Below are 20,527 nucleotides of genomic sequence, written 5' to 3'. Positions count from 1 at the left end.
TGCGCGAACGCCGTGGCGGACAAGGGAAGTCCGACCAGCCCCGCCCCGGTCGCGGTCAACCCGAGCACCGCCGCCGCCATCCGGCATCCCTGAGTGCACGCGAATATCCCGGTGCCGCAAGGGCTCCGGGACAGTCGTCGACGGTCAGGCGTTGAGCGGGATCGCGAGTACCACCTCCTGCTCGCGCTCGGGCAGATAGTGCACCTGCACGATCCGGCCGACCTGGACATTGCCGACAGCGGTCGGCGGCAGGAACTTCTCCGCCCGAGTGGTGAAGGTGCTGCCGTCGGGCCGGGTGACGGCGAGTGCGAGTTCGACCCTGGAGTGGCCGTCGCGGATCTCGCCGGGCACCGACAGCGACTGCACCACGGCCCGGGCCGCGACACCGCGGGCGGCGATGTCGAGTTTGGCCCTGGTGGTGAAGCCCTTGCGCAGCATCGCCTCGTTCATCGCCCGCTGCGCCAGCACGGTGTCTCCGGACAGGTCCAGCTCCACCTTGTCGGTGCGGCCCGGTCGACAGCGCACCGGCAGCACGACCCCGGGCCGCAGCAGCGCCAGCTCGGTGAGCGGCACGATCGCCGTCGCGACGGAGTCGAACACCTCACCGTCGGCGCCCTCGACACCGAACTCGATGCGGATCTGGGGCTGGTCGTTGACGGTGAGCCCGGTCGGGCGGAACGACTTGACGGTGCCGATGCCGACCGGCCCGTCGCGGAACTCGCTGCTGTTGCGGCCGGTGAGCGCCGACAGCACGCCGTCGCCGGTGAACGCGAAGGCCAGTACGAGGCCGGTGCCGGCGATGATCGGCAGCGCCAGCGAGCCGTTCAGCCAAGCGACGTAGCCGGGTTCCCACCGCGCGCCGGTGTCGTAGGTCAGTCCGTGCCACAGGTAGATGCCGATCGCCAGGGCCGCGAATCCGAGGGCGCCGGCCCGCACTGTCGTACGCATGATGGGTCTCTCCTTACCGGTCAGCCGTTGACGATGGACGCGCAGGCGAAAGTGATGTCGAAGCTGGCGGTGGCCGGGCCCGCCATCGGGTTGGTCATGTCGGGGGCCGAGACGCCCTCGCCGGTGACCTTGTAGGTGTTGCCGTCCCTGACGGCCTTGGCCGAGCCGCCGGGCTGCCCGTTGCCGTAGCCGACGGCGTAGGGCATGCCCGCCGAACCGCCCTTGCTGCCCGCGATGCCGACGGCCTGCACCGTGCCGTCGCCGGTCACGGTGGCGCTGACGCTCAGCTGACCGTAAGTGGGGTTGTCGGTGTCGGTCAGCGCGAGGGCGAGCACGCCGCCCTGCGCGACGCAGGTGGTCTCGAACCTGCCGTCGAGGGCCTTGCCGCCGACGAGGGCGCCGGACTTGCCGCCCGGGGCGGGGCCGGCGGGGGCGACGGAGGTCCGCGCCGGAGTCGAGGGAGCGGAACTGCCGGAGTCGTCGCCGCAGGCGCTGACGAACAGGGTGAGCCCGGCGGCGGCGAGGGCGGCGGCGGTGACGCGGATGTGCTTGGCGTTCATGGTGTGTCGTTCCTTCGTTGTCGGTCCGGACCCTGCGTTCGGGCCGTACCGGAAAGGTAGGAAGGATCGGCCGCCTACCGATCCCAGATTTCGGCCCGCACCCCACCGGCGGTGGTGGGTTAACCTGGCCGAATGCGACGACCGCGCGCCATGGTGCTCGACGAGGTGTGGCGCGGGATACCCGGCGTCGAGGCGCTGAGCGGCCCCCAGGGCGGGCCACTGCGCCGCACCGTCAAATTGATCCTCGACCCGCTGGTGATCCGGCCCGTCCAGCACCCCGCCTGCGCCGGGCCGATGCTGACCGCCGACGGCGCGACGCTGCTCGCGGCCCGCGTGCACGCCGCGGCGGATGTGTTGCGCGCGACCGCGGCCTGGTTCGTACTGCTCAAGCAGGTGCGCCGGGCCGCGCGCATCACCGAGGGACATCCGCAGGATCTGTATTTCCAGCGGTGTTTCGAACTGGCGACGGTCTCGGGACATCCGGACCCGGCGCGTGACGAGCCCGCCGCCACTGCGGCGCTGCGCGAGATCCACCATGTCGCGGCGGGCCGGACCACGCGGGCGCTGCGCGATCACCTCGCCGATCCGTCTCGCGGCGCCGAACTTTCGGCCCTGATCGAGACGGCGTGGCGGCGGCGGCCGCGGCCCGGCGGTGCGAGCGCCGATCACAGCGCCGCGCTGGCCGCGCTGCTCGACTCGTGCGCGGAATCGCCGGGCGAGTCCGGGTCGCCCGGATGGCGCGGCCTGATCGCCGCGCATGCGGGCACCCGAACCGGAATCGACCTGTGGTACAACGACTCCGGCCGTTCGGCCCGCGAGCTCGGCCTGACCGAGCACCCCCTGCCCGTCGCGCCGGCGCTGGGCACGACGGCCTCGACCGCTGCGATGGGCCGCCCGTTCGATCGCACGATCTGCGAACGGGTCTTCACGGTGTTGCAGGCGTCCACCGAGCGCGTCGATCTGCCCACCATTCCCGAGTTGGTCACCACGGAGATCGCCCGTAGCTGTGCGCCGTGGGCGCTGCTGGACGAGTCGCTGCGGGTCGCCGCGGCCGCGGGTGCGGAACTGGCGCTGGGCCTCGCGCCGCTCGCGACGCGGGCCGCGCTCGTGCCCGGGCCGGCGCCGGAAGCCGCTGGAACGCCGCCGGATCCGAGTGCCGGTGGCACCGCGGCGCATCGCGCGATCAACGGGAGATGGCGGCGGGAGGCGTATGTGTTGCGGGCGCGTCGCCTCGCCGTACACGACACCGATGCGTCAGCGGACCCGCTGGCCGTGATCGCGGCCGAGCTCCGGCGGCCGTGGCGGTCGTATCTGCGGCGGCTGTGGGTTCGCTTGCACGGGCGTGACGTCCGGGAGACACCCGTACTCGATGCCGGCGAGCTGTGGGATCTGCTCGACGGGGTCGCGCGGTCGGTCATCCTCGATCACCGGGCACGGGTCAAGAAGGCACTGAGTGCGAATCACGCTGACCCGATCGCCGAATCGCCGGAATCGAGGGCGAGCTGATGCCCGGATCCGTGCTCCTCCGCCGTGATCGGGACGGCGTCGTGACCATCTCCCCCGCCGATGCGCCCACCGCCGACGACCCGGGCCTGGACACCCTCGTACTCGAGGTCGTGGGCGGGCAGCTGTCGTGGCGCCTGCTCACCGGGCAGCGCACCCCGGCCGCGGTGCTGCACGATCCCGTGGTCGCCCAGGACTGGCTGTGGGCCGTCTACGGCGAATCCGTCGCGGTCGCCGTCGGCGACGGGCAGGTGGGCGAAATACCCTCGGCGCCGGTCGTTCTCGAGCTGACGGACAGCGCACGGCGCCTCGGTTACGCGCATTGGGCGGCTCACTGGTGGCCCGCGTCGACCATCGACGGCATCCCGGCCCTCGATCCGCGCGTCCTCGATCAGGACTTCGCGGCACTCACCGAGGCGTGCGAGATGATCGTGGACGGCGCGGATGCGCTGCTCCCCCACAGCGTTTCGCGGCCGGTGGCGGCTACTCGGCGGGACTACGCCCTGGCCGCCGGGCCCGCCGCCGCCGAGCCCGCCGGCCTGATCCTCGCCACGGGCACCACCGGATGGGATTGGCGGCTCTGCCCGCCCGGTGTCCTGGATGCCTCGGAATCCGCCGTAACCTGGCGCCTCGCCAGGGCTTCCGGCGTGACGACGCTCGGCGTGACAGCGGTCGCCGCCCCGCACCCGGGCCCCGGCGTACCCGCTCACCTGTGGCCGCGCGCCCGCGTCGCGACCACCGCCGCGGCGATCGACCTCACGCTGCGCCCGGCGGGTGACACCTGGCGCGGAACAGCCGTGACCGACGCGGAAGACGTTGCGGGCGTGAATATCTACGTGCCGGGCGTAGGCCCGGCGCATACCGGGATCCCCACGCCCGACGAGCGGCACGGACCGGCTGCCCGCCGCCGCGTCCGGGACTTCGCGGTGGCTCGGCTGCGTGCCGCCCGGCGCCCGCGGGAGCCGCAGGCCGCGCCGCTGCTGGCCGAAATCGACGCTGCCACAGCAGATCCGGACTTCTGATGGCTGCCGACAACACCGCGCCACCCGGCGTCGAGCTACTCCACGAGGGCGCGGCGGCCCACGCTCGCGGCGAGGTGACCGAGGCGCTGCGCGTCTTCGAGGACGCCGCCCGCACCACCACCGGCGGCGTGCGGGTCAGCGCCCTGATCAACGCGGCGAGCATGCGGGACGAACTCGGCGATCACCGCGGCGCGATCACCGGCTTCCGCGCCGCCCTCGCCGAGATCCCCGGCGACCACATCGAAAAGCGCGCCTCCACCCTGATCAACTACTCGCAGGCCTTACAGCACGTCGGTGAGCTGGATGCCGCGCAGGCCGCGCTGGAGCAGGCGCGCGACCTGCTCGAGGGACACGGTGATCTCGCCACACTCCGTGTCTCCTGCCTGATCTCGCTCACCGCCGTCGCCCTGCATCGCGGTCAGTGGGCGCGGGCGGTCACACTGGCCACCGATTCGCTGGAGGTCACTACCCGCTCCGCGCCGCAGCTGCGCGGCCACCCGCTGGGGAACCTCGCCGCCGCCCATTTCGAGTCCGGGCGCGGCGAACTCGGCCTCGACTTCGCGCGGCAGGCGCTGGCCGCCTTCGACACGGCCGCAGACCTGAACGGCGCCGCCGAGATGCGGCAGACCCTCGCGACGATGTATGCCCGGCTGGGCCGCTACGACGACGCCGAACCGCACCTGCGGGCCGCCCAGCGGTATTTCGAAGCGGGCGGTCTCGGCTATCGCGCGGGGCTCGGGCTGCAGCTGTCGGCGTTCCTGGCCGAACGGCACGGCGATCTCGACCAGGTCGAGCAGGTCTATCGGCGCGCCCTCGCCTACTTCGAGGCATCGGGCGCGGTGCTCGAGGCGTCCGGCGTCCGAATCCGCCTGGCAACACTCGCTTTCGCGCACGGGCGGGTCGGGGACGGGCAGGCGCTGCTCGGCGAGGCGTACGCGGCCTACGCCGCGCGCGGGCTCGGGTTGCAGTGCGCGCGCGTCGATTTCTGGCATGCGTCGCTGTGGGACATGATCCTCCCGGACCTGGTCACCCCGCCGCCGCCCGAGACGCTCGCGCTGGCCCGCGACCTGGCCGTCACCTCCGCCATCGCTATCGACGCCGTGCGCTACAGCTTCCGCGACGGCGGCCAGCGCGAGCAGTGGAATCGCGAGATGGCCGCCCCCGCGCTGCGGCTGGCGTTCCGCTTCGCCTACCGGTGCGGCGACGGCCGGTTGATCGCCGACCTCATCGAAACGCAGTGTGCCGGAACCACTCTCGATAAGGCAGCGATCACCGCGACCGCACCGGCGCGGCTGCCGTTCGATCCGCTGCCCTCGCCCGCCGAACCGGCCGGCGGCGCGGGCTCGCTGCGGCTGGGTTCGGCACTGGCGCAGGTCGCGGCGGCCGCCGGCCTGCCGGTGGGCCCGCCGCCGCGGCTCGCGGCGGGCCCGGACGGCCGCATCGCACTGGACGCCTACATCTCCGCGGCCGAGCAGCGCTACGGCCGGGCCGTGCGGGACGACCGGGTGATACCGGCATGACGGGCGCCCAGCCGACGGTGATCGTGCGCATGGCCGACGCCGACGATCTGTACATGTCCTGGCGCTGGCGCGACGGCACGGCGAGCCCGGGCGCGAGCATGCTGCCCGGTGGCGTCGTCGACGCGGCGATGCGACGGCTCGCGGCGGCGCTGCCCGACCCGGCCCGTCCGGGCGGCCTCGAACACGCCCTCACCGCAGGCGATTTCGCCGTCCGGGACACCGAATACGCACTGGCGCAGGCACTGAGCCGTGCGCTGCTGCCGCACGGGCTGGCGATTCAACTGCACGACCTGCTCGTGCGCGGCGTCCGCCCGCACATCCGGTTGCAGCCGTCGCCGCGAGTGGCGCAGGTGCCGTGGGAGCTGATCGCCCCCGACCCCAGTCTGCGGCTGGTCGATATCGCCGACGTCAGCATGCTCGCCCCCGCCGGCATCGTGCACGCCCCGGACCGCCTCGCCCGTTCCTGGACCGACCACCGGGACCTGCCGGTGGTGGCCGTGCTCGACCCGCGCGTCCCCGGCTTCCGGGCCGATTCGGAACTGGGCTCGGTACTCGGGCGGCCCGACCCGGCCATGCCGCTGGCCGAGCGGGTCACCGAATACCTTGCGCAGCAGCGCTTCCGGCCGGCGGTCGACGCGGCGCCGGAAGCCTTCCGCCGCACCGATCTCGATCGCGAACGGCTCGGCGCACTGCTGCGCGACGGGGCCGCCCGGCTGCTCTACGTCGGTCACGTCACCGCCGAAGCACCGGAATCCGGCCGCAGCGAGAACGCCGCACTGCACCTCGCCTGCACCGCCGACACCACCGGCTTCGCCCGACCGCTGCGCGGCCACCGGCCGCTGTCGGCGAAGGATCTCCTGCTCGGCACGCACACGCTTGCCGCCGAACCCGTTGCGGGACAACACTTGTGGCCCATACCAAGCCGCGTCGCCCTGATCGCCTGCGAGAGCGGCGGCGACCTGCGCTTCACCGAGGCCCTGGGTCTGGTCGCCGCCATGATCAGCGGCGGCGCCGAACTCGTCACCGCGACGCGCTGGGCGCTCCCCACGGACCTGGCCTTCCAGCGGCTCGCCGGCGCCGCCGCCGCGACCCCGCTGCAGGATGTCGTCTGCGCGGTCGACGCCGCCCACGAACGACCGGACCCGATCACCGCCCTGTCGACCTGGCAGCGCGAACGCCTGACCGCCTGGCGCGAAACCGGGGCCGTCGAGCACTCGCCGATCCTGTGGGCGGCCTTCGCCACCGTCTCCTGTGCGGATACCGGGCCGGTGGCCTGACCCGCCGCGCGGACCCCTCCGATCGGAGCGGAGAAAGAAGTCGGGCGGGCCGTGTCGAGATACCGTCGGTCTGTTCGTCATTCTCTGTGACCGACTGTGCCGACGACCCGTGCCGGGTGAGTGGAGGAGCCATGCAATACCTGCTGCTGATCTACGATTGCGTGCGGCCGGAGCCGGACGATCCGGGCTTCGCCGAGGCCCTGGCCAGGGTGAACGCATTCGCCGACGAATGCCGCCGCCGCGGCGTGTTCGTCTCCGGGCATCCGCTGCGCGACGAGCGCACCGCCACCACCGTCAGCGTGCGGGACGGGCGGACACTGATCACCGACGGCCCGTACGCCGAGACCCACGAGCATCTCGGCGGCGTCTACGTGCTCGACTGCCGCGATCTCGACGAGGCCCTCGAGCTGGCCGCACTGTGCCCGCTCGCCGAGCCGGGCGGCATCGAGGTCCGGCCGATCGTCACCGTCCCGGGGCTCGACCACCGGCCGTCCGGTCCGGCGGTCGCGGCCGGATGAGCGCACCGGTCCTGCAACGGGTCTACCGCGAGCACCGGGCCTTGTTGCTCGCCGCGCTGATCCGTGTCCTCGGCGATTTCGAACTCGCCGAGGACGCGCTGCAGGACGCGTGCGCGCACGCCCTGCGCACCTGGGACGAGGCGGGCCCCGACGATCCGGTCGCGTGGCTGCTGACCACGGCCCGCAACAGCGCGACCGACCGGTTGCGGCGGGCCCGGGCCGGCCGGGAGAAACTGGCGCAGCTCGGTGCGCCCGAGGCGGTGACCATGACGAATGTCGGCGAGGACGGCCTGCTCCGCGTGGGTGACGAGCGGTTGAGCCTGATCTTCACGTGCTGTCACCCGGCGCTGGCCGAGGACGCGCGGGTCGCGCTCACCCTGCAGGCCGTCGCCGGGTTGACCGCGCGGCAGATCGCCCGGATGTTCCTCGTCAGCGAATCGGCGCTGGCGCAACGCCTGGTGCGGGCGAAACGGAAGATCCGCGACGCCGGAATCGGTCTCGCGGTCCCCGCCGATGCCGCGCTGCCCGAGCGGCTGTCCGGGGTGCTCGCGGTGATCTACCTGATCTTCACCCAGGGCTACACCGCAGACCGCGACCGGCCCGAGCACCGGACGCTGCCGAAGGAGGCCATCAGACTCGCCGAACTCGTCGCCGCCCTCATGCCCGACGAACCCGAGGCCCTCGGCCTGACCGCGCTCCTGCTGCTGCACGATTCGCGCAGCACCGCCCGCTTCGACGCCGCCGGTGACGTGGTGCTGCTCGCCGACCAGGACCGGTCCCGCTGGGATCGCGCCGAGATCGCCCAGGCCGTCGGCCTGCTGGACCGAGCGCTGCGCCTGGGCAGGCCGGGACCGTATCAATTGCAGGCGGCGATCGCCGCCCTGCACGCCCGGGCGGCCACCGCCGACCGGACGGACTGGCCCGGCATCGCCGCGCTCTACGAGCAGTTGCTCGCGGTGGCACCCTCGCCGGTGGTGGCGCTCAATCACGCCGTCGCCGTGGCGATGTCCGCCACCCCCGCGGCGGGTTTGACGCTGATCGATCGGATCGACGGGCTCGATCGCTACCACCTGTTCCACGCCACCCGCGCCGATCTGCTGCGGCGCCTCGGCCGCCACACCGATGCGGTCGCGGCGTACCGGCGTGCGCTCGACCTCGCCACCACGCCCGCCGACCGGCGCTTCCTGTCCGGCCGGATCCACGAACTCGACAGCACGGAGACGCGATGAGATTGTCCCTGCTCGACCACGGCCACCGCCGCCGCGCCAAGCTGTTCCTGGGGTTCACCGCCGCGGTCTCGCGGGTGGACAGCCCCGACATGGTGAAGATGCTGCTGTACCGGCCCGGCTTCCTCACCCGGCCGCTGCTCGACCTCGCCGCCGACGCCATGCGCGGGCCGTCGTATTGGACCGCCGCAGAGCGCGAGTATCTCGCGGCGTGCACCGCGCGGCTGCACCGTTGCCCGTTCTGCGTCGACTCGCACACCGAACTGACCCGCATCGCCGCCCACGGCGAGATCGACCCCGACCATCCTGCCTCGGCGCGGCCGGAGGTGCGTGCGCTCCGGGAGTTCCTCGATCGGATCAGCGCGGCGCCCGGTGCCCCCGCCGCGCGCCCCGATCTGCCCGAGCCCGCGATAGCGGAAGCGCTGCGGGTCAACCTCGTGTGGAATATCGTCAACCGCCTCGCCAACGCGTTCGGCTTCGTGCTCCGAGAGGGCCAGTTGCACAGCGGAACCCGCGCGCTGCACCGGTTCGGCTACCGCTTCCCGCCCTTCCTGCTCGCCGACGGCCCGTTCCCCGACCACGGCGATGCCGTCGACACTCTGCGCCACGCCGTGCTCGACGCGCCGGCGCGGACCGACGTCGCCCTGCGCCGCGCCGCCGCGGCCGCAACCCCGCTGCCCGAACCGTGGCAGTCCTACGCGACCACCGTCCGCGACGCCTCCTACCGCGTCACCGACGACGATATCGCCGGGCTCACCGCCGCGGGCCACAGCGAGGACGAGATCTTCGAGGTCACCATCGCCGCCGCCGTGGGCGCTGCACTCCACAGTTACGACACCGGACGAAACGCGTTGGGCCGCAAGGGCCAATAACCCGGCTCCGTCACCGGCCCGCCGGTCGTTCCGCGAGCACCGCCCCGATCGCCGCGCTCGGCGCGGGCAGGTCGAGGTCGTCGTGGGTGGCGTCGACGACGTGCTCGGTGATCTCACCACGCACGACTTCGGCCCAGCGTCGCGCCAACGACTCGGTCACCGGCGCGCCCTCGGGGGTGCGCCCGGCGCGGAAAACGATCACGTCGCCGTCGAAGACCGGTGAACGGTACTCCCGCAGCATCTTCCGGTTGTTGCGCATCACCGCGAGCACCGCCGTGGCGATCCGCCGATACTCCTCCGAATCCACCATGTCGCCGTAACGGGCGCCCGCCCAGGCGCGCATCGCGGCACCGAGCTCCTCCTCCGAGGGGTCGGCCGGGCCGCCGCCGTCTCCGGTAGCGGGCAGGCTGTCGATCAGGGCGAGCAATGCCACTTCGTGGCCGCGCCCGCGCAGTTCGGCGGCGATGGCGTGGGCCGCGGTGCCGCCGAACGACCACCCCGCCAGCTGGTAGGGCCCGTCCGGCTGCGCCCGCACGATCCGGTCGGCGTAGTCGCGGACCAGTGCGCCCATGGATTCGGCCACCGGCGTCACGCCGTCGAGACCGCGCGCCTGCAGTGCGTACACCGGGCGGTCGCCGACCCGCGCCGCCAGCGCCTGGTAGGGCCAGCCGAGTCCGCCACCGGGATGCACGCACCACAGCGGCGTGCCGGATCCGTTGCGCAGCACCAGCATCGGCGCGAACGGGTCCGTCTGCGAGTTCTCCTCCGACAGTCGCGGGGCCAGTTCGGCGATGGTCGGCGACTCGAAGACGGTGCGGATCGGCACCTCCGCGCCCAGCTCGGTGCGGATCCTGCTCACCAGCCGCGTCGCCAGCAGCGAATGCCCGCCCAGGTCGAAGAAATTGTCGTCGACACCGACCGATCCGGTGCCGAGGACCTCGGCGTACAGGGCGGCGAGCGCCGCTTCGGTCTCGGTGCGCGGTGCCCGGTAGGTGCCGCCGACGAATTCCGGTGCGGGCAGCGCCCGCCGGTCGAGTTTGCCGTTCGCGCTCAGCGGCAGCCGGTCGAGGATCACGATCGCCGCCGGGACCATGTATTCCGGAAGCCGCTGTGCCGCAAAGGCGCGCACCTCCGCGGCGCGGCCGCTGGCGCCGGGGTCGTTGGCGTAACCGGACAGCGTGCCCACCGGCCCGGCGGGCCGGTACACGCCGGTGAGAGCGCCCGGCTCCGCGGTGGTGAACACGGCATCCATCAGTCCGGGCGTCGGCGCCGGGGTGACCGCGACGCGGTAGCCCAGCCGCTGCCCGAGCAGGTGCAGATCCTCCGGCCACACCCCGCCGCCGCGCGGCAGCGCGTCGAGTACCGCGGTCAGTGGCTTCCGGTCGTCGGCGGACCGGAGTGCTTGCGCGGCGGCGATATCCGCGGCCATGCCCGCGTGCGGGATATCCGCGACGCGCAGCCCGTCGCGGCCGGGCGTGAGCAGCGATTCCCGGATCGTGAGCAGATCCCGCCACGGCACGGTCGGCACCTCGGCCACCGAGCGCGGCGCGACGGGCGTCTTGTGCAGGACGACCTCGTAGCGGTACCGGCTCAGCTCGTTGTCGAACCGGCCCCGTTTGAGCTGGATGTCGACACCGCCGATGCCGTCGACGCGGGCGCCGACACCGGCGAAGAACTCCGGCGCCAGCAGCAGCTCCTGATCGGCCGCGATCTCGCGGCGAATCCGGTCGCGCACGACGGCGACGCTCGACGTGCCGGGAACCTTGGCCAGTTCCACACCGGTGGCGAAGGCGTCGAGCAGCGCGTGGTTGCGCACGTCGCCGATGAACAGCGCCCCGCCCGGCGCGAGCAGGCCGATGGCCTTCTCGATCACGTCGAGCAGGTAACCGGCGTTCGGGAAGTACTGCACCACCGAGTTCAGCACGATCGTGTCGAAGCTGTGGCGCGGCAGCCCGTCCACCACGTCGGCGGGCTGCACCCGCAGGTGCACCCGCCGCACCCAGTCCTGTCCGTGGGCGCGCAGCCGCGCGGCGAGCACGTCGATGGAGGTCGCGGAGAAGTCGGTGGCCCAATACTCTTCGCACTCCGGCGCCAGCTGTGCGAGCAGCAGGCCGGATCCCGCGCCGATCTCGAGCACGCGGGCCGGGCGCAGGGCGCGCAGCCGTGCCACGGTGGCGGCCTGCCACGCGCGCATATCGTCGAGGTCGATCGGCTCACCGGTGTAGCTCGAGTTCCAGCCGGAGAAGTCGGCGCCGAGTTCGGCGGCTTCCTGTTCGCGGGTGTAGAGCTGTTCGCCGGAGGTCAGATCGTCGTAGATCCGCCGCCACTGGCCGACCAGTTCGTCCTCGCGGGCATGGTCGCGCCGCATCGATACCTCGGGATCCACCACGACGTAACCGACGAGTTGCTTTGTCCCGCTCGCGGTGTCGCGGGCGACGACGGCGGCATGCGCGACGCTGGGGTGCGCGGTGAGCGCCGCCTCCACCTCGCCCGGCTCGATCCGGAATCCGCGTACCTTGACCTGCTGGTCGGCGCGACCGACGTATTCCAGTGCGCCGGTGCGGGTCCAGCGCACCAGATCGCCCGAGCGGTACATCCGTTCGCCTGGCTCGCCGTACGGGTCGGCGGTGAAGCGTTCCGCGGTGAGCGCCGGGCGGCGGAAGTAGCCGCGCGCCAGGTGATCTCCCGCGATATACAGCTCCCCCACCACGCCGATCGGCACCGGCCGCAGCCGCGCGTCGAGGACCCGCAGCCCGACATTGTTCAGCGGCGTGCCGATCGGGACCGGATCGTCGCCGTCGCGGTACGGGTGCCCGGTCGCGAAAGTCGTTGTCTCCGTGGGTCCATAGACGTGCACGAGCGTGGTGTCCGGGCACGCCGCGCGCACCGCGGCGAACGCGCCGACACGCATCTCCTCGCCGCCGGTCCACACCTCGCGGGTACCGGCGAGCGCCTCCGGCGCCGTGTCGGCCAGCAGGTTGAACAGCGCGGTGGTCACGAACAGCGCGGTCACACCGGTCGAGGTGACGGTCTCGGCGAGGGTGTCGAGGTCGAGCTGTCCCGGTGGCGCGACCACGATCTCGCCGCCGGACAGCAGCGGCACCCAGGTCTCGTAGGTGGTGGCGTCGAACGCGGTCGCCGAGTGCATCAGCACCCGCCGGTGCGCCCCGCCCCGCCAGCGCCGGTCGGCGGCCAGCGCGGTGATGTCGCGATGGGTGGTCATGATGCCTTTCGGCCGGCCCGTCGAGCCCGAGGTGTACATCAGATACGCCAGCCCGTCGGGGTGGATCGCACCACCCGGGCCCGCGTCGGGGCCGCTGTCGAGGTCGAGGGTGTCGAGCAGGATTCGATCGATGTCGCCCTCGCCCACCACCGCCGCGGTCGCGGTGTCGGTCACGATCACCTGCGGCCGGGCGTCGGTGAGCAGGTAGGCCGTGCGTTCGCTCGGGTAGCTCGGGTCGATGGGCACGTACGCCCCACCGGCTTTCAGCACCGCGAGTTCGGCGACGATCAGCTGTGCCGAGCGCGGCAGCGCGACCACGACCCGCGACTCCGGCCCCACACCCGCCCGCCGCAGCACCCGGGCCAGCCGGTTCGCGCGCGTGTCGAGCTGCCGGTAGGTGAGCCGGGCGTCCGCGGCGGTCACCGCGACGGCGGCCGGCGTCGCCGCGGCCTGCCGCGAGAACTGTTGCGGCACCGAGGCTTGCGGCAGCGGCAGCGCGGTGTCGTTCCACGCGTGCAGCACCCGTTCCCGTTCGCCGGGCTCGAGCAGCTCGTAGCGGTCGATCGGCCGGGCGGGGTCGGCGGTGATCAGGTCGAGCAGGCGCGCGAACCGCCGCGCGATGGCCTCGACGGTGGCGCGGTCGTACAGGTCGGTCGCGTACTCGATGGCCCCGGCGATCGCGGGGGCGTCGCCGCCGGACCGCTCGCCGAGTTCGAAGAACAGGTCGAACTTGGCGGTCCCGGTCGGCGCGGGCAGCGGGGTCAGGCGCAGGTCCGGGAACTCGACCGCGGGGACGGTGTTGTTCTGCCAGGCGAAGCACACCTGGAAGATCGGATGGTAGGCGGTGGAGCGGTTCGGATTCAGCAGTTCGACCAGCCGCTCGAACGGCGCGTCCTGGTTCTCGTAGGCGGCCAGCGCGTGGTCGCGGGTCCGGTCGAGCACCTCGTCGAATGCCGGGGCGGCCGAGAGGTCCACGCGCAGCACCCAGGTGTTGACGAAGAAGCCGACCAGATCGGTGAGCGCCTCGTCGGTGCGGCCGGCGATCGGGTTGCCGATCGCGAGATCGTCCCCGGCGCCGAGGCCGCGCAGCAGTACCGCGAGCGCGGCCTGCAACACCATCGACACCGTCGCGTGCTGTTCGCGCGCGAGCGCGGACACCGCGGCGTAGGTGTCGGGGCCGATCGTCAGCGGCACCCGGTCACCGCGGTGACTCGCCACCGCGGGCCGCGGCCGATCGGTCGGCAGCGCAATGCATTCCGGTAGTCCGGCCAGCCGCTGCCGCCAGTAGGCGAACTGGGTGGACAGCAGGCTGCCGGGGTCGGTCTCCGCGCCGAGCACCCGATGCTGCCACAGGGTGTAGTCGGCGTACTGCACCGGCAGCGGCGTCCATTCCGGGGCCCGGCCCGCACTGCGCGCGGCGTAGGCGGTCGTGATGTCGCGCACCAGCGGCGCCGACGACCAGCCGTCCCCGGCGATGTGGTGGACCACCAGCACCAGCACGTGCTCGTCGGGCGCGCAGCGGAACAGCCCGGCCCGCACGGGAATCTCGCGGGCCAGGTCGAACCGGTACCCGGCGGCCGCGGCCACCGCGCCCGCCACCTCGGCCGGGGCGACGTCCACGACCGGCACGTCCAGCGCGAGGTCGGCCATCGGCAGGATCCGCTGGTACGCCACGCCGCCGTCGGCGCCGAAGATCGTCCGCAGGCTCTCGTGCCGGTCCACCACATCGGCGCAGGCGGCCGCGATCGCGGCGGTGTCGAGCGCGCCGGTGATGCGGACCGCGACCGGCATGTTGTAGGTCGCCGACGGACCTTCGAAGCGGTGGATGAACCACAGCCGGGATTGCGCGTAGGACAACGGGATTCGTTCCGGCCGCGGCTGCGCCGTCAGTGGCGTACGCACCGCGTCGGCCCGCGCCACGATCGGCGCGAGCCCGGCCACGGTCGGATGGGCGAAGACCTGCCGGATCTCGACCTCGGCACCCAGTTCGGTGCGGATCCGGCTGAGCAGCTTGGTCGCCAGCAGCGAGTGGCCGCCCAGGTCGAAGAAGCTGGTGTCGGCGCCGACCCGCGGCACGTCGAGGACGTCGGCGAAGATCCGGGCGAGCGTCTGTTCCAGCGGGGTCTCCGGCGCGCGCCAGCGGCCGGTGTCGAAAACCGGTGCGGGCAGCGCGGCCCGGTCGAGTTTGCCGACCGGCGTCACCGGCACCTCGTGCAGGACGGTCACCGCGGCGGGCACCATGAACGCGGGCAGTTGCTCGGACAGCGCGCGCCGCAGCGCGGGCGCGTCGATGGTGCGGCCCGGCGCGGGCAGCACATACGACACCACGGATTCGTCGCCGCCGGGCGTGACATGCTTTGTGGTGACGGCGAATTCGACCTCGTCGTGGGCGGTCAGGGCGGCGTCGATCTCGCCGGTCTCCACCCGGAATCCGCGCACCTTGACCTGGAAGTCGCCGCGGCCCAGGTATTCCAGCTCGCCGTTCGTGTGCCAGCGGACGATATCGCCGGTGCGGTACATGCGCCGACCCGGGGTGAACGGGTCGGCGACGAACCGCTGCGCGGTGAGATCGGGGCGCCCGTGGTAGCCGCGCGCGGTCTGGGCCCCGGCCAGGTACAGGTCTCCGGCGACTCCGATCGGCACCGGGCGCAGGCGGGCGTCCAGCACATAGGCCGCGGTGTTCCACACCGGCGATCCGATCGGCACGACGTGCCCGGTCGCGCCGTCCAGCGCCGAGGCGGTGGCGTGCACGGTGAACTCGGTGGGCCCGTACAGATTGTGCACGTGTGCCCCCGGCAGTGCGGCCCGCACCCGGTCCAGGGTGCGCGACGGCAACTGCTCACCGGCGGCGAGGATGGCCCGCAGCGAACCGCACCGGCCCGGCTCGAGGTGCTCGGCGAACACCGCCAGCATCGACGGCACGAACGACACCATGGTCACCGCGTGCTCGTCGATCGTCCGGATCAGGTAACCGGGGTCGCGGTGGCCGTCCGGCGCGGCCACGACCAGGCGGGCGCCGGTGATCAACGGGCACATCAGTTCCCACACCGACACGTCGAAGGTCAGCGGCGTCTTCAGCAGGACGGTGTCGGCGGCCGAGAGCCCGAACCGGTCGGCCAGCCACAGCACCTGGTTGACCATCGACGCGTGGGTGACGGTGACGCCCTTGGGTTCTCCGGTCGAGCCGGAGGTGTAGACGACGTCGGCGGTGTCGGCGGGGCGCAGCGGGGCCTTCCGGTCGGCGTCGGTCACCTCGGTGTCGGGTCCGGTGGCGTCGGCCGGGTCGAGCACGGTGTGATCGCCGGGGACGCGCAGCCCGTGGCGGCCCAGCACACACACGGGGCCGGCCGCCGCCAGGATGCGGGCGACGCGCTCGGCGGGATGGTCCGGGTCGACCGGGACGTACCCGGCGCCCGAGGTCAGCACCGCCAGCACCGACACCACCAGGTCCACCGAGCGCGGCACGGCGACGGCCACCAGGGTTTCCGGCCCGGCGCCGCGGCGAATCAGCGTGCGCGCCAGGCGATTCACGCGCCGTCCCAGCTCGGCGTAGGTCAGCGTCTCGGTACCGTCGGTGAGCGCGACGGCCGCCGGTGTGCGCGCCACCTGGTCCCCGAACAGCGACACCAGGGTCGCCTCCGGGTCCACCGGCGCCGCGGTGTCGTTGAACCGCTCCAGTACGACGACCCGTTCGTCGGCGTCGATCGCGGTGATGTCGCCGGTCCGGACGCCGGGGTCGGCGACCAGTTCCGCCAGCACCAGCTGCAGTCGCCGGGCCAGCTCGCGCACCCGGTCCGCGGTGAAAGCCGCCGGCAGGTATTGGAATCGGGCTCGCAGCCGCGCTCCGGTGTGCACGATCAGCGACAGCGGGTAGTGCGGCGAGTCGTTGGACCGCACGCCGTCCAGGCGCAGGCCGTCGATCGCCGCCGCGTGCGCGGCCAGGCCGTCCTGGTCGACGGGATAGGACTCGAACACGGTGAGGGTGTCGAACAGTGCCGCCGTGCCCGCGGCGCGCGCGATGTCGGTGAGCCCCAGGTGATGATGGTCCAGCAGCGCCGCCTGTTCGGCCTGCACGCGACCGAGCAGGGCGGCGGCGGACTCGCCCGGCTCCAGCCGGACCCGGACCGGGACGGTGTTGATGAACAACCCCACCATCGTCTCGATATCGCGCACCTGCGGTGGCCGGCCGGATACCGTCGCGCCGAACACCACGTCGTGGCGGCCGGTCAGGCGCGACAGCAGCAGCGCCCACGCCACCTGGATGACGGTGTTGACCGTGACACCCAGCCGCGCCGCGAGTTCCGACAGTCCCGTGGTCGCCGTCGCGGTGAGATCCACCTCGACCTCGGCGACGCGGGCCGCCAGTTCGCGGTGGGCTTCCCGGGGCGCCAGCAGGGTCGGCTCCACCCCGTCGAGCGCCGCGGCCCAGGCCCGTCGCGACGCCTCCTGGTCCTGGCGTCCCAGCCAGGCCAGGTAGGTGCGATACGAGGCGACGGGGCCGAGCAGCGCGGTGTCGCCGCCTCCGGCGTAGGCGACCAGCAGGTCGCGCAGGACCAGCGGCATCGACCAACCGTCCAGCAGCACATGGTGATACGAGATCACGAGCGCGAATTCGCCGTCGGCGACGGTGACGAGGGTGAACCGCAGCAGTGGTGGCGCGGCGAGATCGAAGGTCTCCGCCTGATCGTGTGCGAGCCAGGCGGTCAGCGCCTCGTCGCGGTCGACGCCGCGCAGATCGGCCTCCCGCCACGGCACCGTCACGTCGTCGACCACGACCTGTACGGCGTCGCCGCCCGCGGTGGAGACGAACGCCACCCGCAGGTTCGGGTAGCGGTCGAGCACCGCTTGCGCGCACCGCCGCAGCCGGTCGGCGTCCACCCGGCCGGACATGGTCAGCACCAGCTGCACCGCGTACACGTCCACCGAATCCCGCGCCAGCAGAGCGTGATACAGCAGTCCCTGCTGCAGCGGTGCGAGCGGCCAGGCGTCGGCGATCGCGGGATAGCGCCGCTCCCACCGGTCCACATCGCGCTGTTCGGCGCGCACCAGCGCGAAGTCCGACGGTGTGTGGCCGCCCGCGCCCGTCCGCACGTGCGCGGCCAGCGTGGATAGCGCCGTCGTCCACAGGCCGGCGAGTTCGGTCACGTCGTCGTGGCTCAGAAGACCTGCGGGGAAGGCGAAACCGCCGCGCAGGACCGCGCCGTCGGGGCCGTCGGTGACGAGGGCGTTGATGTCGAGCACCCGGTTGGCGGGCATGTCGGCGTCGACGGCGACGGTGGCGAGGTCGGTGTCGGCCGACGGCAGCCAGCCGTCCGCGCCGCCCGGCGTGCGCTCGCCGCCGGTGCGGCCGAGGTAGTTGAAACTGATCTGGGCGCGGTCGAGGCCGGCCAGCGCCGGTGCGGTCTCCTCGTTGAGGTAGCGCAGCAGACCGAAACCGATCCCCTTGTCCGGCACGGCCAGCAGTTGCTCCTTCACCGCCTTGACCGCCGCGGTGAGTTCCCCGCCCCCGGCGAGCGCCGCGTCGGCATCGATGCCCGTGAGCCGCAACCGGACCGGGTACGTGCTGGTGAACCAGCCGACGGTGCGGGACAGGTCGGCGCCGGCGGCGATCGACTCCTCGCGGCCGTGTCCTTCCAGTTGGACGAGGGTGTCCGGTTCGGCTACGCCGCGGCGGGCGCGCCAGACGGTGACCGCGAGCGCCAGCGCCGTGAGCAGTCCGTCGTTGACGCCGCCGTGGAAGGCGCGGGGGATCTCGGTCAGCAGGGCATCGGTCACTTCGGCGGGCACGGCGACCCGGACCTGTTCGACGGTCGCCGCCACATCGACGGCCGGATCGAGGGGCCGCTCACCCAGCAGCGGATCCGGGCCGTCCAGCACCCGCTCCCACCACGCCGCCTCGGCGATCCGTCCCGGCCGGTGCGCCTCGTCCCGCAGCGCATGCGCCCAGCGCCGCATCGAGGTCCCCACCGGTGTGAGCGCCGGCGGCCGTCCCTGCGACACCTGCGCCCACGCGGACATCAAGTCGGGCACCAGAATTCGCCACGATACCCCGTCCACCACGAGATGGTGCGCCACCACGAGCAGCCGCCCGGGCCGGCGCGCACCTCGATCCACCCACACGAACCGCAACACCCGGCCCGCAGCCGGATCCAGCCGGCCCACCGCCGCATCCGCCGCGACCATCACCGCCGCATCGTCGAACTCGTCGACCACGACCCGCTCGATCGAACCCTCGACATCGACCGATCCCGGCGCTCCCACCTCGAGCCGCCAACCACCTGCGCCCCGCTCTCCCCACACCATTCCCGGTGCCGCCGAGGCGATTTCCCCGCCCTCCGCGGTCCGCGTCGTCCACCCGTCGGCATCGGCAGAGCCCGACGCCGCCACACCAGCGTGCCGGTCCCCCGCGGGCTGCTCGATCAGCGCATCGGCATCGACAGTGCCCGGCACCGCAACGCCCACGCGCCGGTCTTCTGCGACTCGCTCTGTCGGCGCGTCGGCATCGGGCGACTGCGGGGCGGTGGCGTGCTGAGCTTGCGCGGGATCGATGAGGCGGGCGCGCAGGATGTCGTGGTGGTCGATTATCGCCGCGAGGGTGGTTGTCAGGTCGGTGTGGCCGATGCCGGTGGGGAGGTCGAGGGCCAGGGACTGGTGGAAGCGGCGGAAACCGCCGCCGCGCTGCACCATCCAGTGGTGGATGGGCAGCAGAGGCAGTTCACCGATGCCGCCGCCGGCCAGTTCGGCCAGCTGTCCGGGAGCCGCCGCGGCGTCGGTGGCGACGGCCGCCAGCGCGGCCACCGTCTTGTGCTCGAACACCTCTCGCGGTGAGATGACCAGACCGCGTGCCTTGGCCCGGGCCACCAATTGGATCGACATGATGCTGTCGCCGCCGAGGGCGAAGAAGCCGTCGTCGATGCCCACTCGGTCACGCCCGAGCACCTCCGCGAACACCGCGGCCAGGGTGTGCTCGGCCGCAGTGCGCGGGGCGCGGGTGGTGTCTCCGGCGTCGAACACCGGTTCCGGCAAGGCCTTGCGATCCAGCTTGCCGGAGGGGGTCAACGGCAGCGCAGCGAGCACCATGATCGTCGCGGGCACCATGTGGGCGGGCAGCCGCTCGGTCAGCGCGGCACGGACGTCCGCGCCGTCCAACGCGGTACCGTCGGCCGCGACGGCGTAGCCCACCAGCTGCTCCCCGGACGATTCGCCGTGCCGGACCGCCACCGCCGCCCGGGCGACGCCGGGCACCGTGAGCAGCGCGGCCTCGACCTCGCCCAGTTCGATGCGGAAACCGCGCACCTTGACCTGGAAGTCGCTGCGCCCCAGGTATTCCAGCCCTCCCGCGGCCGTCCAGCGGGCCACGTCGCCGGTCCGGTACAGCCGGGCGCCCGGCGCGCCGTAGGGGTCGGCGACGAACCGCTGCGCGGTCAGTCCGGGACGGCCCAGATAGCCGCGGGCGAGCTGGGCCCCGGCGACGTACAGGTCACCGGCCGCGCCGATCGGCGCCGGGCGCAGCCGCCGGTCGAGCACCCGCACCGCCAGACCGGGCAGCCCGCGGCCGATCACGCCGGTCGCGTCACCGCGGACCAGCGCGGCGTCCAGCGCCTGGAACGACACGTGCACCGTGGTTTCGGTGATGCCGTACATGTTCACCAGCCGCGGCGCGGTGTCGCCGTGGTGGTCGTACCAGCGCGCCAGTTGCGGGAATTGCAGTGCCTCGCCGCCGAAGACGACGTGGCGCAGCACCAGCTCGCCCGCGCCGGACGCGGCCGCCGCCCGGTCGGCCTCGATGAACTGGTAGAACGCCGACGGCGTCTGGTTGAGCACGGTGACCCGTTCACGGCGCACGAGTTCGCGGAAC

The 20,527-nt window shown here is 73.0% G+C and carries 10 protein-coding genes (1 of these 10 running past the window's edge); 7 read left to right on the top strand and 3 right to left on the bottom strand.

The window, feature by feature from the left end; genetic code table 11:
- Positions 1–144: 144 nt before the first annotated feature.
- Positions 145–948, bottom strand: a complete 804-nt coding sequence (locus NWFMUON74_RS15450) for a hypothetical protein (protein WP_187688476.1) — start codon at positions 946–948, stop codon at positions 145–147.
- Between the two features lie 20 nt (positions 949–968).
- The gene (locus tag NWFMUON74_RS15445) at positions 969–1,508 is read right to left on the bottom strand and encodes a lipoprotein LpqH (RefSeq protein WP_187688475.1); all 540 of its coding nucleotides are present in this window, start codon (positions 1,506–1,508) and stop codon (positions 969–971) included.
- 150 nt (positions 1,509–1,658) lie between these two features.
- Here NWFMUON74_RS15445 and NWFMUON74_RS15440 point away from each other — a divergent pair, with 150 nt between their 5' ends.
- From NWFMUON74_RS15440 to NWFMUON74_RS15410, 7 genes are all read left to right on the top strand, one after another.
- On the top strand, positions 1,659–3,014 hold the full coding sequence (locus NWFMUON74_RS15440) for a hypothetical protein (RefSeq protein ID WP_187689180.1): 1,356 nt from the start codon (positions 1,659–1,661) through the stop codon (positions 3,012–3,014).
- Complete coding sequence (locus tag NWFMUON74_RS15435; RefSeq protein WP_187688474.1) at positions 3,014–4,033, top strand: hypothetical protein; 1,020 nt, start codon at positions 3,014–3,016, stop codon at positions 4,031–4,033. The genes NWFMUON74_RS15440 and NWFMUON74_RS15435 overlap by 1 nt, the downstream gene beginning before the upstream one ends.
- Positions 4,033–5,553 carry a tetratricopeptide repeat protein gene (locus tag NWFMUON74_RS15430; protein WP_187688473.1) on the top strand — a complete coding sequence of 507 codons (1,521 nt, stop codon included), beginning with the start codon at positions 4,033–4,035 and terminating at the stop codon, positions 5,551–5,553. Before NWFMUON74_RS15435 ends, NWFMUON74_RS15430 begins: the two co-directional genes overlap by 1 nt.
- Positions 5,550–6,830, top strand: coding sequence for a CHAT domain-containing protein (locus NWFMUON74_RS15425; RefSeq protein WP_187688472.1), 1,281 nt, complete (start codon positions 5,550–5,552; stop codon positions 6,828–6,830). Before NWFMUON74_RS15430 ends, NWFMUON74_RS15425 begins: the two co-directional genes overlap by 4 nt.
- A 131-nt stretch (positions 6,831–6,961) precedes the next feature.
- A complete protein-coding gene (locus tag NWFMUON74_RS15420) occupies positions 6,962–7,348 on the top strand; it encodes a YciI family protein (RefSeq protein WP_187688471.1) in 387 nt (128 codons plus the stop codon).
- On the top strand, positions 7,345–8,577 hold the full coding sequence (locus tag NWFMUON74_RS15415; RefSeq protein WP_187688470.1) for an RNA polymerase sigma factor: 1,233 nt from the start codon (positions 7,345–7,347) through the stop codon (positions 8,575–8,577). Before NWFMUON74_RS15420 ends, NWFMUON74_RS15415 begins: the two co-directional genes overlap by 4 nt.
- Positions 8,574–9,446, top strand: coding sequence for a carboxymuconolactone decarboxylase family protein (locus tag NWFMUON74_RS15410; RefSeq protein ID WP_187688469.1), 873 nt, complete (start codon positions 8,574–8,576; stop codon positions 9,444–9,446). Before NWFMUON74_RS15415 ends, NWFMUON74_RS15410 begins: the two co-directional genes overlap by 4 nt.
- A 10-nt stretch (positions 9,447–9,456) precedes the next feature.
- Here NWFMUON74_RS15410 and NWFMUON74_RS15405 read toward each other — a convergent pair whose 3' ends face one another.
- Positions 9,457–20,527, bottom strand: partial view of a non-ribosomal peptide synthase/polyketide synthase gene (locus NWFMUON74_RS15405; RefSeq protein ID WP_187688468.1) — the 3' portion only. It continues 15,974 nt past the right edge of the window; only the last 11,071 of its 27,045 coding nucleotides appear in the window; the start codon falls outside the window, past its right edge — the gene reads right to left on this strand; it ends in the stop codon at positions 9,457–9,459.

It is taken from the genome of Nocardia wallacei (genome assembly GCF_014466955.1).
Classification (GTDB): Bacteria; Actinomycetota; Actinomycetes; order Mycobacteriales; family Mycobacteriaceae; genus Nocardia; species Nocardia wallacei.
This window is presented reverse-complemented; position numbering and strand designations above follow the sequence as displayed.